This window comes from Pseudomonas sp. SDO5522_S412 (assembly GCF_054071215.1).
On sequence record NZ_JBSVWQ010000131.1, the window covers coordinates 1 to 16,304 of the forward strand.

Annotated in this window: 11 protein-coding genes; 5 read left to right on the forward strand and 6 right to left on the reverse strand. The window is 62.3% G+C overall.

What is annotated here, in order from left to right; all coding sequences use genetic code 11:
• Nucleotides 1–47: 47 nt before the first annotated feature.
• The 3 genes from ACW9I6_RS22165 to acnA form a co-directional block, all read right to left on the reverse strand.
• Nucleotides 48–1,613, reverse strand: a complete 1,566-nt coding sequence (locus tag ACW9I6_RS22165; RefSeq protein WP_177008123.1) for a methyl-accepting chemotaxis protein — start codon at nt 1,611–1,613, stop codon at nt 48–50.
• Nucleotides 1,614–1,698: 85 nt separating this feature from the next.
• The gene (locus ACW9I6_RS22170) at nt 1,699–2,490 is read right to left on the reverse strand and encodes a CPBP family intramembrane glutamic endopeptidase (RefSeq protein ID WP_457339836.1); all 792 of its coding nucleotides are present in this window, start codon (nt 2,488–2,490) and stop codon (nt 1,699–1,701) included.
• A gap of 111 nt (nt 2,491–2,601) precedes the next feature.
• The gene (acnA, locus tag ACW9I6_RS22175; protein ID WP_457339837.1) at nt 2,602–5,343 is read right to left on the reverse strand and encodes an aconitate hydratase AcnA; all 2,742 of its coding nucleotides are present in this window, start codon (nt 5,341–5,343) and stop codon (nt 2,602–2,604) included.
• A gap of 191 nt (nt 5,344–5,534) precedes the next feature.
• Between acnA and rlmM the strand changes: the two genes are divergently transcribed.
• Entirely contained in the window at nt 5,535–6,608 is a 1,074-nt protein-coding gene (gene rlmM, locus ACW9I6_RS22180) for a 23S rRNA (cytidine(2498)-2'-O)-methyltransferase RlmM (RefSeq protein ID WP_177008121.1), read from the forward strand.
• A gap of 108 nt (nt 6,609–6,716) precedes the next feature.
• Complete coding sequence (tusA, locus tag ACW9I6_RS22185; protein WP_003218998.1) at nt 6,717–6,968, forward strand: sulfurtransferase TusA; 252 nt, start codon at nt 6,717–6,719, stop codon at nt 6,966–6,968.
• Here the strand turns inward: tusA and ACW9I6_RS22190 are convergent.
• Nucleotides 6,965–8,353, reverse strand: coding sequence for an MATE family efflux transporter (locus tag ACW9I6_RS22190; protein WP_457339838.1), 1,389 nt, complete (start codon nt 8,351–8,353; stop codon nt 6,965–6,967). The genes tusA and ACW9I6_RS22190 overlap by 4 nt on opposite strands.
• 309 nt (nt 8,354–8,662) lie before the next feature.
• Here ACW9I6_RS22190 and pdxB point away from each other — a divergent pair, with 309 nt between their 5' ends.
• A complete protein-coding gene (gene pdxB / locus ACW9I6_RS22195) occupies nt 8,663–9,805 on the forward strand; it encodes a 4-phosphoerythronate dehydrogenase PdxB (protein ID WP_008437589.1) in 1,143 nt (380 codons plus the stop codon).
• Nucleotides 9,806–9,856: 51 nt separating this feature from the next.
• Here the strand turns inward: pdxB and ACW9I6_RS22200 are convergent, their stop codons facing one another.
• On the reverse strand, nt 9,857–10,030 hold the full coding sequence (locus tag ACW9I6_RS22200; protein ID WP_003218992.1) for a PA1571 family protein: 174 nt from the start codon (nt 10,028–10,030) through the stop codon (nt 9,857–9,859).
• A gap of 216 nt (nt 10,031–10,246) precedes the next feature.
• On the opposite strand from ACW9I6_RS22200, the gene ACW9I6_RS22205 reads away from it, so the two are divergent.
• The gene (locus ACW9I6_RS22205) at nt 10,247–12,055 is read left to right on the forward strand and encodes an ABC transporter transmembrane domain-containing protein (protein WP_173883013.1); all 1,809 of its coding nucleotides are present in this window, start codon (nt 10,247–10,249) and stop codon (nt 12,053–12,055) included.
• Between the two features lie 63 nt (nt 12,056–12,118).
• Here ACW9I6_RS22205 and ACW9I6_RS22210 read toward each other — a convergent pair whose 3' ends face one another.
• Complete coding sequence (locus ACW9I6_RS22210) at nt 12,119–14,047, reverse strand: transglycosylase SLT domain-containing protein (protein ID WP_457339839.1); 1,929 nt, start codon at nt 14,045–14,047, stop codon at nt 12,119–12,121.
• Nucleotides 14,048–14,259: 212 nt separating this feature from the next.
• Between ACW9I6_RS22210 and ACW9I6_RS22215 the strand changes: the two genes are divergently transcribed.
• Nucleotides 14,260–16,179: an ATP-binding cassette domain-containing protein gene (locus ACW9I6_RS22215; protein WP_003218986.1), complete on the forward strand. Its 1,920-nt coding sequence runs from the start codon at nt 14,260–14,262 to the stop codon at nt 16,177–16,179.
• Nucleotides 16,180–16,304: the final 125 nt, after the last annotated feature.

Here is a 16,304-nt window from a genome sequence, read left to right on the forward strand (position 1 = left end):
TTGAAATGCATTCCAAATGTGGGAGCGGGCTTGCTCGCGAAAGCGGTTTACCGGTTAAACCGCTCTACCAGCGAATACTGAGTATTGGCGGTATGCGTCAGCTCTTCACTCAACTGCGCCGAATTCAACGCCTGTTCCGACGTCTGGTCCGCCAGCAGCGCAATGGTGCTGATGTTACGGCTGATCTCTTCCGCCACCGAGCTCTGCTCTTCGGTCGCCGCCGCAATCTGCGCCGTCATATCAGTGATGTGCGCCACCGCCTCGCTGATCCCGATCAGCGCCTGATCCGCTTCCATCACCCGTGCCACACCTTCTTCCGCCTGGCGATGCCCGGCGTCCATGGTTTGTACGGCCGCGCTGGCGGTCTGTTGCAGCTTGGCGATCAGCGCATGAATCTGCCCGGTGGACTCGCTGGTGCGCTGGGCCAGTTGCCGCACTTCGTCGGCCACCACCGCAAAGCCGCGACCCATCTCCCCGGCACGGGCCGCTTCGATGGCCGCGTTCAGCGCCAGCAGGTTGGTCTGGTCGGCGATGCCTTTGATCACATCCACCACGCCACCGATTTCGTCACTGTCCTTGGCCAGCTGGGTCACGGTCACGCCGGTCTCGCCCACGGCCACCGACAGGCGCTGAATCGCTTCGCGGGTTTCGCCGGCGATATCACGGCCACGCCCGGTCAGGCGATTGGCTTCCTGGGTGGCATCGGCGGTGCGTTGCACATGGCTGGCGACTTCCTGAGTCGTCGCGGCCATCTGGTTGACCGCGGTGGCCACCTGTTCGGTTTCCACGCGCTGGCGTTCAAGACCGCTGGAGCTGTTATGTGCCAGGGTATTGGACTGCGCCGCCTGGGAGTTGAGGTGTTCAGCCGTGTCCTGCAAACGGGTAAGACACGTCTTCAGGCGCGCCTCCTGGCTGAGGATCGACATTTCCAGGCGCGCCTGGGCGCCGCGGCTGTCAGTGTACATCTGTGCAATCAGCGGGTCGGACGTGGTCTGCTCGGCCAGGCGCAGCAAACGCTTGAGCCCGCGCTGTTGCCAGCTCAGGCCCAACAGGCCCAGCGGCACTGACAGTGCGGCGGCCAGGGCAAAGCCCCAATGGGAGTCGAGCCACACACCAATCAGGAAGCTCAACTGGCTGACCAGGATAAACGGCAGCCAGTCCTGCAACACCGGCAGCCACTTGTCGCGGCGCGGGATGGCCGGCTTGCCCTGGTTGATGCGCTGGTAAAGCGCTTCGGCACGGCGGATCTGCTCGGTGGTGGGCTTGACCCGCACCGACTCGTAGCCGATCACCTGGTTGCCGTCGAAGACCGGTGTCACATAGGCGTTGACCCAATAGTGATCACCGCTCTTGCAGCGGTTCTTGACGATGCCCATCCATGGCAAGCCTTGTTTGAGCGTGGACCACATGTGTGCGAACACTGCCGCCGGCACATCCGGATGACGAACCAGGTTGTGCGGGGCACGCAGCAGTTCGTCATGGGAAAACCCACTGATCTCGACGAAGGCGTCGTTGCAGTAGGTGATCACGCCTTTGGCATCCGTGGTGGAGATCAACCGTTGCTGAGCGGGGAAGGTACGTTCGCGCTGGGTAACGGGTTGGTTATTACGCATGATTGTTCAATCCGCAAGGCTTTGACAGGTTGTCGACCGTCGCGGGGTTTTATTTAACTTATTTTTTGCAACAATCGGCACAGCCTCAGCCGGCCAGCATCGGATAGGTAAACAACCCGAAATGCAGCAGGTTCAGCCCGAAGTGCGTAACGATCGCCGCGCCCAACCCGCCAAAGCGATACGCCAGGCCGTAGCCCAGGCCTGCGATGGTCGCCAGCAGGGTCCACTGCCAGCCTGCGCCCAGGTGTACCAGGCCGAACAGCAGGGCGGCCAACAGCAATGCGAGGTTTTCACCATAGGGCAATTGCTTGAACCGTCGGCTCAGGCCGCCCTGGATATAACCGCGGAACAGCACTTCCTCCACCAGGGTCACCAGCAGCAGGTTATTCAACACCCACAGCCAGGCCTGCTCCGGCCACTTCGGGGCCCAACTGATGACGCCCAGCAACGCAGCGCCGCCCAGGGCGGCAATCGCCGTCAGTGTCAACGCCAGGGCGGTGGCATAGATCGACAGGCGCAGGGACCGGCGCGCAACAATCCACGGGCAGGCCAGCAGCAGCCAGAAGCCAATCAGCGGCTTGTCCTGGTTCAGGTACATCGAGAAAGGCACGGCGTCGTCCGTAAAGCGCTGCGGCGCGATCCCGCGACCGTTGTAGAACCCGGGCAGCCAATGCATCGCCAGCCCCAGCGCCAGCACGATAAACAGCCCGTGGCCCAGATAGCGTACCCACGGGTTTCGCTGTTGCCGCACGGCAAACCCTGCCAACAGCAGCATGGCGACGGAAAGCGCTGCCATTAACCCCAATTGCCCGTAGCTCAAGGCAAGTACATAGCCGATGGAAAGAAGCGCCAGGTACAGCCATGGCAATGCAAGCATGGGGAATCCTTGTGACAGTCAAAATCTGAGGGAGGCAGTATACCGAGCGTCACCGACGGTAAAAATGAAAACACCGCCAGGGAAGGCGGTGTTTTGGGTAGCGCGTGTCAGTTACGAGGCAATCAACTGCCGCAACACGTAGTGCAGGATCCCGCCGGCCTTGAAGTACTCGACCTCATTGAGGGTGTCGATGCGGCACAGCACTTCGACCTTCTCGCTGCTGCCATCCTCACGGGTGATCACCAGCGTCAGGTTCATGCGTGGCTCGATCTCGGCGTTGGTCAGCCCGAGGATGTCGATCTTCTCCTTGCCGGTCAGCTTGAGTGCCTTGCGGTTCTGGTCCAGCTTGAACTGCAGGGGCAGCACGCCCATGCCCACCAGGTTGGAACGGTGAATCCGCTCGAAACTCTCGGCGATCACCGCCTTGACCCCCAGCAGGTTGGTGCCCTTGGCCGCCCAGTCACGGCTTGAGCCGGTGCCGTATTCCTGGCCGGCGATCACCACCAGCGGGGTGCCCGAGGCCTGGTATTTCATGGCGGCGTCATAGATCGGCATTTTCTCGCCGGTAGGGATGTAGATCGTGTTGCCGCCTTCCTCGCCGCCGAGCATTTCGTTGCGGATGCGGATGTTGGCGAAGGTGCCGCGCATCATCACTTCATGGTTGCCGCGGCGCGAGCCGTAGGAGTTGAAGTCCCGCGGTTCGACGCCTTGCTCGCGCAGGTATTTGCCGGCCGGGCTGTCGGTCTTGATGTTGCCGGCAGGGGAGATGTGGTCGGTGGTCACCGAGTCCCCCAGCAATGCCAGCACGTTGGCGCCCTTGACGTCTTCGATCACCGGCAGCGGGCCGCCGATGTCGTCAAAGAACGGTGGGTGCTGGATGTAGGTGGAGTCCTTCTGCCACACGTAGGTCGCAGCCTGCGGCACTTCAATGGCCTGCCACTGTTCATCACCGGCAAACACCTCGGCGTATTCCTTGTGGAACATCCCGGTGCTGACTTGTGCAACGGCGTCGGCGATTTCCTTGCTGCTGGGCCAGATGTCCCGCAGGTACACCGGTTTTCCGTCAGAGCCGGTGCCCAGTGGTTCGCTGCTGATGTCCATGCGCACGGTGCCGGCCAGGGCATAGGCCACCACGAGGGGCGGGGAGGCCAGCCAGTTGGTTTTCACCAGGGGATGCACCCGGCCTTCGAAGTTACGGTTGCCCGAGAGCACCGAGGCCACGGCCAGGTCGGCTTTCTGGATAGCTTTTTCGATCGGCTCGGGCAGCGGCCCGGAGTTGCCGATACAGGTGGTGCAGCCATAACCCACCAGGTCGAACCCCAGCTTGTCGAGGTATTGGGTCAGCCCCGCCGCTTTGTAGTAGTCGGTGACCACCTTGGAGCCGGGTGCCAGGGACGTTTTCACCCATGGCTTGCTCTTCAATCCTTTCTCTACCGCCTTTTTCGCCACCAGGCCCGCCGCCATCATCACGCTGGGGTTGGAGGTGTTGGTGCAGGAGGTAATCGCCGCGATCACCACCGCGCCGTTTTTCAGGCGATAGGTCTGGCCTTCGAAGTCGTAGTCGGCTTCACCGATCAGGTCGGCGTTGCCCACCGCAACACCGCCGCCGCCTTCGCTTTCCAGGCGGCCTTCTTCCTTGTTGGTGGGCTTGAATTGCAGGTCGAGGAAATCGCTGAAGGCCTGGCCGACGTTAGGCAGCGAGACACGGTCCTGCGGACGTTTCGGCCCGGCCAGGCTGGCTTCGACGCTGGCCATGTCCAGCGCCAGGCTGTCGGTAAAGATCGGCTCCTGACCTGCATTGCGCCACAGGCCCTGAGCCTTGGTGTAGGCCTCCACCAGTTTGACGGTTTCTGCAGGACGGCCCGACAGGCGCAGGTAGTCCAGGGTTACTTCATCCACCGGGAAGAAGCCACAGGTGGCGCCGTACTCCGGGGCCATGTTGGCGATGGTCGCGCGGTCGGCCAAAGGCAGGTCGGCCAGGCCGTCGCCATAGAACTCGACGAATTTGCCGACCACGCCCTTTTTACGCAGCATCTGGGTGACGGTCAGCACCAGGTCGGTGGCGGTGATGCCTTCTTTCAGCTTGCCGGTGAGCTTGAAGCCGATCACTTCCGGGATCAGCATCGACACCGGCTGCCCGAGCATCGCGGCTTCTGCTTCGATCCCGCCCACGCCCCAGCCCAGTACGCCAAGGCCGTTGATCATGGTGGTGTGGGAGTCGGTGCCGACCAGGGTGTCGGGGAAGGCATAGGTGCGGCCTTCTTCATCCTTGGTCCACACGGTGCGGCCGAGGTATTCCAGGTTGACCTGGTGACAGATGCCGGTGCCCGGTGGCACTACGCTGAAGTTGTCGAAGGCGCTCTGGCCCCAGCGCAGGAAGGCGTAGCGTTCGCCGTTGCGCTGCATTTCGATGTCGACGTTTTCCTGGAAGGCGCCGGTGGTGGCGAACTTGTCGACCATCACCGAGTGGTCGATCACCAGGTCCACCGGTGACAGCGGGTTGATGCGTTGCGGGTCACCGCCGGCCTTGGCCACGGCGGCGCGCATGGCGGCCAGGTCGACCACGGCGGGCACGCCGGTAAAGTCTTGCATCAGCACACGGGCGGGGCGGTATTGGATCTCGCGGTCGGAGCGGCGCTCCTTGAGCCAGGCGGCAATGGCCTTGAGGTCGGCGCCGGTGACGGTCTTTTCGTCTTCCCAGCGCAGCAGGTTTTCCAGCAGCACCTTGAGGGACATCGGCAGCTTGTCCAGATCACCCAGGCTCTTGGCGGCTTCGGGCAGGCTGAAGTAGTGATAGGTCTTGTCGTCGATCTGTAAGGTTTTAAGGGTTCTCAGACTATCAAGGGATGACATTACATGACTCCTTATGGTCCGCACGGCTACGGACCTGACGGGACGAACAGAGCTTACAAATTAGCCCTGTTTTAAGTAGCTGGCTAATTACTGGACTCTATCAATAAGTCCAAGGTTCCGAACTCGGCTATCATGCGCGCGTTTTCATGACAGGCATTGCGCTATAGCAAGCCCGTGATCCAGGAGAGTTGATGAACACCCTTTTTATGCACTGCCGCCCGGGTTTTGAAGGCGAAGTCTGTTCCGAGATCGCGGAACACGCCGCACGCCTGAACGTTTCGGGCTATGCCAAGGCCAAGACCGGCAGCGCCTGCGCCGAATTTGTCTGCACCGAAGAAGACGGCGCCCAGCGCCTGATGCGCGGCCAACGCTTTGCCGAGCTGATCTTCCCGCGGCAGTGGGCGCGCGGGGTGTTCATCGACTTGCCGGAAACCGACCGTATCAGCGTGATCCTCGCGCACCTGCGGGATTTCCCGGCGTGTGGCAGCCTGTGGCTGGAAATGGTCGACACCAACGACGGCAAGGAGCTGTCGAACTTCTGCAAGAAATTCGAAGTTCACTTGCGCAAGGCGCTGATGGCCGCCGGCAAACTGGTGGAAGACGCCAGCAAGCCGCGCCTGCTGTTGACCTTCAAGAGCGGCCGCGAAGTGTTCATGGGCCTGGCCGAGTCAAACAACTCGGCCATGTGGCCGATGGGCATCCCGCGCCTCAAATTCCCGCGGGACGCGCCAAGCCGCTCGACCTTGAAGCTGGAAGAGGCCTGGCACCACTTTATCCCCCGAGACCAGTGGGACGAGCGCCTGCACAGCGACATGACCGGCGTCGACCTCGGCGCAGCGCCTGGCGGCTGGACCTGGCAACTGGTCAACCGCGGCATGCTGGTGACCGCCATCGACAACGGCCCGATGGCCGAAAGCCTGATGGACACCGGGCTGGTGCAGCACTTGATGGCCGACGGCTTCATCTACACCCCCAAGCAGCCGGTGGACTGGATGGTCTGCGACATCGTCGAAAAACCGGCGCGCAATGCGGCCCTGCTGGAAACCTGGATCGGCGAGGGACATTGCCGCGAAGCGGTGGTCAACCTGAAGTTGCCGATGAAGCAGCGTTATGCCGAAGTGAAGCGCCTGCTTGAACGCATCGCGGAAGGCTTCAAGGAACGTGGCATCCGGGTGGAGATCGGCTGCAAGCAGCTGTACCACGACCGTGAAGAAGTGACCTGCCATTTGCGCCGGTTGGATGTGAAGAAGCCAAAGGCCCGGTAAACGCTGCTCAATGTAGGAGCGAGCTTGCTCGCGAAAAAACCGAGGGCGCCGCTGGCTACCTGGCGCCCCGCGTTACCGTTAAAATGCCGGCCTGTTTAGGAGTAAACCATGAGCCTGACCCCTGATTTACCCGTCGATGCCGTCCTCGACGCCACCGGCCTCAACTGCCCGGAGCCAGTGATGATGCTGCACCAGCACATCCGCGACCTGGCGCCCGGTGGCTTGCTCAAGGTGATCGCGACCGATCCGTCGACCCGTCGCGACATCCCCAAGTTCTGCGTGTTTCTCGACCATGAACTGGTGGACCAGCAGGAGCAGGCCGGTACCTACCTATACTGGATCCGCAAGAAATCGGCTTAAGCCCGGCGAATCCGCTTGCGTGCACTGCGCACCAGGCGGATCACCAACATCGCCGCGGCACAGCTCAGGCCCACGATCAGCCCCTGCCACAAGCCGCTCGGGCCTCGGGCCTGGCCCAGCCACTCGGTCAGCCCCAGCGCGTAGCCCACCGGCAAGCCCACGCCCCAATACGCAAACAACGTCAGCACCATGGTCACCCGAGTATCCTGGTAACCACGTAGTGCGCCGGCGGCCGTGACCTGGATCGCGTCCGAGAACTGAAACAGCGCCGCAAACACAATCAGCATCGCCGCCACCTGGATCACCAGCGGATCCTGGGTGTAGATGGTGGCGATCTGTTCGCGAAACAGCAGCATCAGGCTGCAAGACAGGCAGGCATACACCAGCGCGGTGCCCATTCCGACACCTGCGGCAAAGCGCGCCTCACGGGGTTCTCCTCGGCCCAGGGCCTGGCCCACGCGCACGGTGACCGCCATGCTCAGGGAATAGGGGATCATGAACACCAGCGAACTGAAGTTCAGCGCGATCTGGTGCCCGGCCACCACCGTGGCGCCGAGGCTGCCGATCAGCAGCGCGATCACCGCAAAAATGCTCGACTCGGCGAACACCGCGATCCCGATGGGCAAGCCAATGCTCAACACACGCTTGATCACCGACCATTGCGGCCAGTCAAAGCGCTTGAACAGCTCGCTGCTCTGATACACCGGCGCCCAGCGGGTCCAGGCGGCCAGGCCGAGCATCATCACCCACATCACGATCGCCGTGGCCCAGCCGCAACCGATGCCGCCCATGGCCGGCACGCCGAAGTGGCCGTAGATGAACACATAGTTCAACGGAATATTCAGCGCCAGCCCGCACAGGCCCATGACCATGCTCGGCCGCGTTCGCCCCAGCCCGTCGCTGAAGCAGCGCAGCACGTAATACAACGCAATGGCCGGCATGCCCGAAGCGATGCCGTGCAGGTAGCCCATGCAGGGCTTGATCAACTCGGGATCGACCTTCATCAGGTGCAGGATTGGTTCGGCGCTGATCAGCAATAGCTGCGCGGTAATTCCCACCACCAGTGCCAGCCACATCGACTGGCGCACCAGCGGGCCGATTTCACCGTGGGTGCCGGCACCAAAGCGCTGGGCGACTTTCGGCGTGGTGGCCAACAGGGTGCCGGTCATCAGCAGGTACACCGGGATCCAGATGGAGTTGCCCAGGGCGACCGCCGCCAGGTCTCGGGAGCTGACACGCCCGGCCATCACGGCATCGACGAACCCCATGGCGGTGGTCGCCAGTTGCCCGATCATGATCGGCAGCGCCAGGGCCAGCAGGTTGCGCACTTCAAGGCTGACGCGGGCGGGGCGAGAAAGGGCGGTGGTGGTTGTGGCAGTGTTCACGTACAGATGTCCGATAGGGGGAGCGCAGGACGGCGCATTCTACGCCTTGACGTGTTGGTCAGGAAAAAACCTGTGTTGTGGATTTGTAAACACATCCCCGCGCAAATGCAGCGTTTTGTGGCGAGGGCGCTTGCTGTGGTGAGGGAGCTTGCTCCCGCTGGGCTGCGCAGCAGCCCCAGAACGGGCAACCGATGCGTACCTGAAAAAACACGGTGCTGCATTTGGGAGCGCTGCGCACTCCAGCGGGAGCAAGCTCCCTCGCCACAAGGAAAACCGCTGTACACTGCTGATCCGCGAAAGGAGCCTGCCATGCTGATTGTTGCCGACGAAAATATCCCGCTGCTCGATGCATTCTTCGAAGGATTTGGCGAGATTCGCCGGGTTCCGGGCCGGTCCATTGACCGCGCGACTATCGAGCAGGCCGATGTGCTGCTGGTGCGTTCAGTGACCAACGTCAACCGGGCCTTGCTCGAAGGCACGCCGGTGCGGTTTGTCGGCACCTGCACCATCGGCACTGATCACCTCGACCTCGATTACTTCCAGCGCGCCGGCATCCAATGGTCCAGCGCCCCCGGCTGCAATGCCCGTGGCGTGGTCGACTATGTACTGGGCAGCCTGCTGACCCTGGCCGAGATCGAAGGCGCCGACCTGGCCCAGCGCACCTACGGTGTGGTGGGTGCCGGTGAAGTCGGCGGGCGTCTGGTCAAGGTGCTCAAGGCGTTGGGCTGGAACGTGCTGGTGTGCGACCCGCCCCGGCAGATCGCCGAGGACGGTGATTACGTCAGCCTGGAGCAGATCGTCGAGCAGTGCGATGTGATCAGTCTGCACACGCCGCTGAACAAATCCGGCAACGGCTCCACCTGGCACTTGTTCGACCGCGAGCGCCTCAACCAGCTCAAGCCCGGTGCCTGGCTGATCAACGCCAGCCGCGGCCCGGTGGTGGACAACGCCGCCCTCAAGGAGGTGCTGCTGGAGCGCGAAGACCTGCAGGCCGTGCTGGATGTGTGGGAAGGCGAGCCGCAGGTGGACGTCGACCTGGCCGACCTGTGTGTGCTGGCCACCCCGCATATCGCCGGCTACAGCCTGGACGGCAAGCAGCGCGGCACGGCGCAGATCTATCAGGCGTTTTGCCGGCATCTTGGTCAGGACCCGACGATTCAATTGAGCGACTTGCTGCCGGAGCCGTGGCTGGCCGAAGTCAGCCTCAATGCCAATACCGATCCGGCCTGGGCCCTGGCGACCCTGTGCCGCAGCGTGTACGACCCGCGCCGTGATGACGCGGATTTCCGCCGCAGCCTGGTAGGCACAGTGGATGAGCAGCGCAAGGCCTTCGACCTATTGCGCAAGCACTACCCCGAGCGGCGTGAGATTGACGGCTTGAAAGTGCGGATCAACGGCGAGTCTGCCGCCTTGTCGAGCATCGTGGCAGCATTGGGCGCACAGGCAATCTGAAGGCATAAAAAACCCGGCCATCAAGGCCGGGTTTAAGTGAGCGTGGGCGAATCAGCCTCGCTTGGCAGGCTTGACCAATTTCTGTTCCAGTTCGGCGCACGCGCTCTGGATCATTTCTTCGGTGATTTGCACTTCGCGGCCCTGAGCGTCGATATACGAGCAAGGCAATTGCTGCGGTTGGCGGATCACTTGAATTTTGGCGTTGCTGCTGTTTTGCAAGGACATGGCCCGTCTCCTCATCAGGTTGTGTACCTACTTTAAAACCCCCGCGTGACCGCGTTGTTACAACTCCTTGCGCGGCCCGCAGATCGAATGCCCAGTCCAGCAGAAACCGATACAAATTTCCAGCCGGTCCTTAGACCGATAGCCTCTAGGGCCTAGGTTCGGTGAGCATAATTAACCTGACTCATTGTGATTCGCTCAAGTTCCCCCCATGTAGCTATGCAGGTTCCCGTCTCCAACCTTCAGGTGAAACCCTCCATGCTCTCAGCCCGTCAACGCCGCGCGATTCGCCTGGCCAGTCGCTTCGTCGCTCCCTACCGCTGGCAGGCCCTGGGCGCCTTGTTGGCGCTGATCGTCACCGCCGGCATTACCTTGTCCATGGGCCAGGGTATTCGCCTGCTGGTGGACCAGGGGTTCATGACCCAGTCGCCGCACCTGCTCAACCAATCCATCGGTCTGTTCATGATCCTGGTGCTGGGCCTGGCGGTGGGCACCTTTGCGCGGTTTTACCTGGTGTCGTGGATCGGCGAGCGGGTGGTGGCGGACATCCGGCGGCAGGTGTTCAACCACTTGATCTACCTGCATCCGGGCTTCTACGAAAACAACCGCAGCTCGGAAATCCAGTCCCGGCTGACCACCGACACCACCTTGCTGCAATCGGTGATCGGCTCCTCGCTGTCGCTGTTCCTGCGCAACGCCTTGATGGTGATCGGCGGGATCGTGCTGCTGTTTGTCACCAACCCCAAGCTCACCAGCATCGTCGTGATAGCGCTGCCACTGGTGCTGGCGCCGATCCTGATCTTCGGCCGCCGGGTGCGCAGCCTGTCGCGCCAGAGCCAGGATCGCATCGCCGATGTCGGCAGCTATGTGTCCGAAACCCTCGGCCAGATCAAGACCGTGCAGGCCTACAACCACCAGGTCCAGGACGAACAGCGCTTCGCGCTGACGGTGGAAGAGGCGTTCACCACCGCCCGCAAACGCATCGTGCAGCGCGCCTGGCTGATTACCCTGGTGATCATGCTGGTGCTGGGCGCCGTGGGCGTGATGCTCTGGGTCGGCGGCATGGACGTGATCGGCGGGCGCATTTCCGGTGGTGAGCTGGCGGCGTTCGTGTTCTACAGCCTGATCGTCGGCAGTGCCGTCGGTACCTTGAGTGAAGTCTTGGGCGAGTTGCAGCGCGCCGCCGGTGCGGCAGAGCGGATTGGCGAATTGCTGCAATCGAGCAATGAGATCAAGGCGCCCGAAGCCAACGTGATCAAGTTGCCGGAGCGGGTCAGCGGCCGCCTGGAAATCCAGGATTTGCGTTTCTCCTATCCGTCGCGCCCGGATCGTTTTGCCATCGACGGCTTGAGCCTGAGCATCAATGCAGGCGAAACCCTGGCCCTGGTCGGTCCGTCCGGTGCGGGTAAATCGACGATGTTCGATCTGTTGCTGCGTTTCTACGATCCCCAGCAAGGCCGCATCCTGCTTGAAGGCCACCCGCTGACCGAGCTGGATCCGCTGGACCTGCGCCGCTGTTTCGCCCTGGTGTCCCAGAGCCCGGCGCTGTTCTTTGGCACTGTCGAAGAGAACATCCGCTACGGCAATCCGACGGCCACCTTTGCCCAGGTCGAGGAGGCGGCGCGCATCGCCCACGCCCACGACTTCATTTTGCAAATGCCCGACGGCTACCAGACCCACCTGGGCGACGGCGGCATGGGCCTCTCCGGCGGCCAGCGCCAACGCCTGGCCATCGCCCGGGCCTTGTTGGTGGATGCACCGATCCTGCTGCTGGACGAAGCTACCAGCGCGCTGGACGCCCAGAGCGAACACCTGATCCAGCAGGCGCTGCCGCAGTTGATGGAAGGGCGCACCACCCTGGTCATTGCCCACCGGCTGGCCACGGTGAAGAATGCCGACCGGATTGCCGTGATGGACCAGGGCAAGCTGGTGGCGGTGGGGACGCATCAGCAGCTGATCGCCGGCAATCCGCTGTATGCACGGCTGGCGGCGTTGCAGTTCAGTGATGGTGAGTCGACCACCCACTGATTCACCGCCCACAAAAAATGCCCGCATCTCTCAATGCGGGCATTTTTTATGGGACAGCGTTACTTACTGATCATCAAAATACCGCTCATGCCAATCCACCAGCGGCTGCGGTGCATTGAGCTTCTGCCCGTAGATCACCGAATAGGACAGCACGTTCTGCACATACTGGCGGGTTTCGTCGAACGGGATGCTTTCCACCCACACATCGAAACTCAGGTGATCGGCGCCGCGCAGCCATTGGCGTACACGGCCCGGGCCGGCGTTGTAGGCAGCGGTGGCGAGCACGCGGTTGCCGTTGAACTGGGCGTGGACCTGGCTCAGGTAGGCGGCGCCGAGCTGGATGTTCTTGTCCGGGTCGAGCACCTGCTGTTGCGAAGCCAGCGGGATGCTGAACTTGCGCGCAGTCTCCTTGGCGGTGCCGGGCATCAGTTGCATCAGGCCGGTGGCGCCGACGCCGGAGCGCGCGTCGTCCATGAAGGCGCTTTCCTGGCGGGTGATCGCAAATACCCAGCTGGAATGCACGCCGCGGACCTTGGCTTCTCGCACGAGGGTGTCGCGGTGGGCCATCGGGAAGCGGATGTCCAGGTCGTCCCAGTACTGCGCCTGGCTGATGGTGCGGATCGCCGGGAAGTACCACTTCATGTCGTAGGCCAACTTGGCCTGGGCGACCATTTCGTCGCGGTTGAAATGCCGGCTGACGTGGTACCACTCGCGGCGGCCATCAACGATCTGGCCACGGGCGTAGAACTCCAGGGCGCGGCGCACGCCCGGTGTGTTGCGTACCTTGTTCATCAGCGCCTGGCTCATCACCAGTGGCTTGTTGTTCAGTTGGTACGGGGACTGGGAGCGATCCGCCGCCAGGAAACCGTAAAAGTCTCGTTCCTTGGCCAGGCCCTTGTACATCACCAGGGCTTGCGGGTTCTTCGGCTCTGCCAGTTCCAGGCTGCGGGCCTGCCAGTAGCGCCAGCGGTTGGTGGTGGCCAAATCCTGGGGCAGCTTGCGGGTCAACTGGTAGGCGTCTTCCCAGCGGGCCAGGCGCAACAGCAGGCGCAGGCGCCATTCGGAAACGGTGTTGTCCCGCAGTTCCGGATCGTATTTGGTCATCACGTCAAGGGCGCGCGGGTCGTAGCGACGCGCCAGGGTCAGGCCGATTTCCCGGGCGATCGACACTTTTTCGTCACGAGAGAAGTGCATGCTGCTGGCATAACCGTCGAGCAGGGCCATGGCCTTGTCCGGGTCCTGGCGTGCCAGGCGGCGCAGGCCCAGGCCTACGGCGTCGGACATGGCCTCGTTGGCCGGCAGGAAGCGCGATGGGTCGCCGAGCATGTCGGGCTTCTGCGCCACGTCCACCATCAGGCGGCCCTGGGCGCCGAGGGTCGGCAGGGTCTTCACCAGGCTGTTGGCCAGCGGATAGTTGCGGGCTTCGGCGGCCAGCTTGGCGCGGTCCCATATCTTCTGTTCGGTCAGTTGGCCGTCGGCGGCCCACTGGCCAAAGGTGGCATCACAGGCCGCAGGCTGGGATTTACCGGTCAGCCACAGCTTCTCGGTGGTTTTATAACCTTCGGCTTTTTGGTTGTGGGTCAGCTGGAATTGGCCATGGAGGCAGTCCAGTTCGACGAAATTGAGTTTGGCGTCGTAGTACTTTTCAAAGGTTTGCCAGTCGCCACGGTCGGCCAGCCAGCGCAACCAGCGCAGTTTCATCCAGTTGGCCTGGGGCAGGTCGCCGTTCTTGGCGAGGAATTGTTCGATCTCCTCGTTGCTGGCGGTTTTCAGTCGCGCCGTGAGCTCGTCGTAGGCGAGGTACGGCGTCAACGGGTAGTCGGCCAGGGCCTGGCTGTATTGGAAATACGGGCCGCTGTCGCCTTTGGCGAGGGCTCGTTTGGCTTCATCGTAATATTGACGTTGGGTGGTGAGGTCCACGGCCTGGGCGGATTGAGCGGCGGTGGCAGAAAGAAGCAGACAAGATAAAAAGCTGAAAAGGCGACTGCGCATGAGACGTCCGTGCAGAGGAATCTGGACTAGTGCCGACGTCGCCGACACTGATTGCCCCTAGCTTAGCCTTTTGCCCGCAACCGGTGAAAGCTTTGCCGGTCGCTTCGTTCAAGTTCATCTGAAATGTCCAACAGAACGTGTCAGCGGCGAAAATGCCGGCCGCCTCGAGCCCTAAGTCAGGTAGAATGCGCGCCCAGTTTTTGGAGAAGCGTATGACCCTGCTCAAATTCAGCGATGTGTCCCTTGCTTTCGGCGCTATGCCGTTGTTGGACAAGGTGTCCTGGCAGATCGCCCGTGGTGAGCGGGTGTGCATCATCGGCCGCAACGGCACCGGCAAGTCCAGCATGATGAAGCTGGTAAAAGGCGACCAGAAGCCCGATGACGGCTCTGTCTGGCGCGCCCCGGGCCTCAAGATTGGCGAATTGCCGCAAGAATTGCCGGTGGCCGACGGACGGACAGTGTTCGACGTGGTTGCCGAAGGCCTCGACGGCGTGGGCGCACTGCTCGCCGAATACCATCACCTGGCGCAGAACTGCGTCACCGAAGCCGACCTGGACAAGCTGATGCACGTCCAGCAAGACCTCGAAGCCCGCGACGGCTGGCGCTTGCAGCAATTGGTCGACAGCACCCTGAGCCGCCTGCAACTGCCCGCCGACAAGACCCTCGCCGAATTGTCCGGCGGCTGGCGTCGCCGCGTCCTGCTGGCCCAGGCCCTGGTTTCCGAACCGGATCTGTTGCTGCTCGACGAACCGACCAACCACCTGGACATCGGCGCAATCGCCTGGCTTGAAGAAGCCCTCAAGGATTTCCAGGGCGCCGTGCTGTTCATCACGCACGACCGTTCCTTCCTGCAGAACCTGGCAACCCGCATCCTCGAACTGGACCGTGGCGGCCTGATCGACTGGAACGGCGACTACGCCAGTTTCCTGGTGCACAAGGAAGCCGCGCTGTCTGCGGAAGAAACCGCCAATGCCCTGTTCGATAAGAAGCTGGCCCAGGAAGAAGTCTGGATCCGCCAGGGCATCAAGGCCCGCCGCACCCGTAACGAAGGCCGCGTACGCGCCCTGAAAGCCTTGCGCGTTGAGCGCAGCGAGCGTCGCGAGCGCACCGGCAAGGCCAATATCCAGCTGGATACCGCCGACAAGTCCGGCAAGCAAGTGATGGTCCTGGAAAACGTCAGCTTCCATCACCCGGACGGCCCGTTCCTGATCAAGGACTTCTCCATGGTCCTGCAGCGCGGCGACCGTATCGGCCTGCTCGGCGCCAACGGTACCGGCAAGACCACCTTGCTCAAGCTGATGCTCAACGGCCTGCAACCCACCAGCGGTACCGTGGAAGAGGGCACGCGCATCGACGTGGCCTACTTCGACCAGTTGCGCCACCAGTTGGACCTGGAAAAAACCGTGATCGACAACGTCGCCGAAGGTCGCGACTTTATCGACATCGACGGCCAGAGCCGCCACGTGCTGAGCTACCTGGGCGACTTCCTGTTCAGCCCGCAGCGTGCACGTACGCCGGTCAAGGCCTTGTCCGGTGGTGAGCGTGCGCGCCTGCTGCTGGCCAAGTTGTTCAGCAAGCCAGCCAACCTGCTGGTACTCGACGAACCGACCAACGACCTCGACGTGGAAACCCTGGAACTGCTGGAAGAGGTCCTGCTGACCTTCAACGGCACCGTGCTGATGGTCAGTCACGACCGGGCATTCCTCGATAACGTGGTCACCAGCACCCTGGTCTTCGAAGGCGAAGGCAAGGTGCGTGAATACGTCGGTGGTTATCAGGACTGGCTGCGCCAGGGCGGCTCGCCGCGCCTGCTGGGCGTGACCGAGAGCAAGTCCGGCAAGGCTGACTTGACCTCGGCCGTGGTTGCTCCAGTGGCTGCTGCTCCGGCACCAGCCCAGGAAGCACCTGCTGCGAAGAAGAAGCTCAGCTACAAGCTGCAACGTGAGCTGGAAGCACTGCCGGGTGATATCGACGCCAAGGAACAGCAGATTGCTGCCGTTGAAGCTGAAATGGCTGACGCGGGTTTCTACCTGCGTCCGGCTGCAGAAACCGCCAAGGTGATTGCATCCCTCGAGCAGCTTAACAGCGAGCTTGAAGCCCTGGTTGAACGCTGGGCCGAGCTGGATGCCTGAGTGATTCAAGCGCAATAAAAAACCCGGCGCTCATTTGTATGAGCGCCGGGTTTTTTGTATGAAACGCGGTTCAGATGTGGGAGCGGGCTTGCTCGCGAATGCGGTGTGTCAGTCCATATATTTGT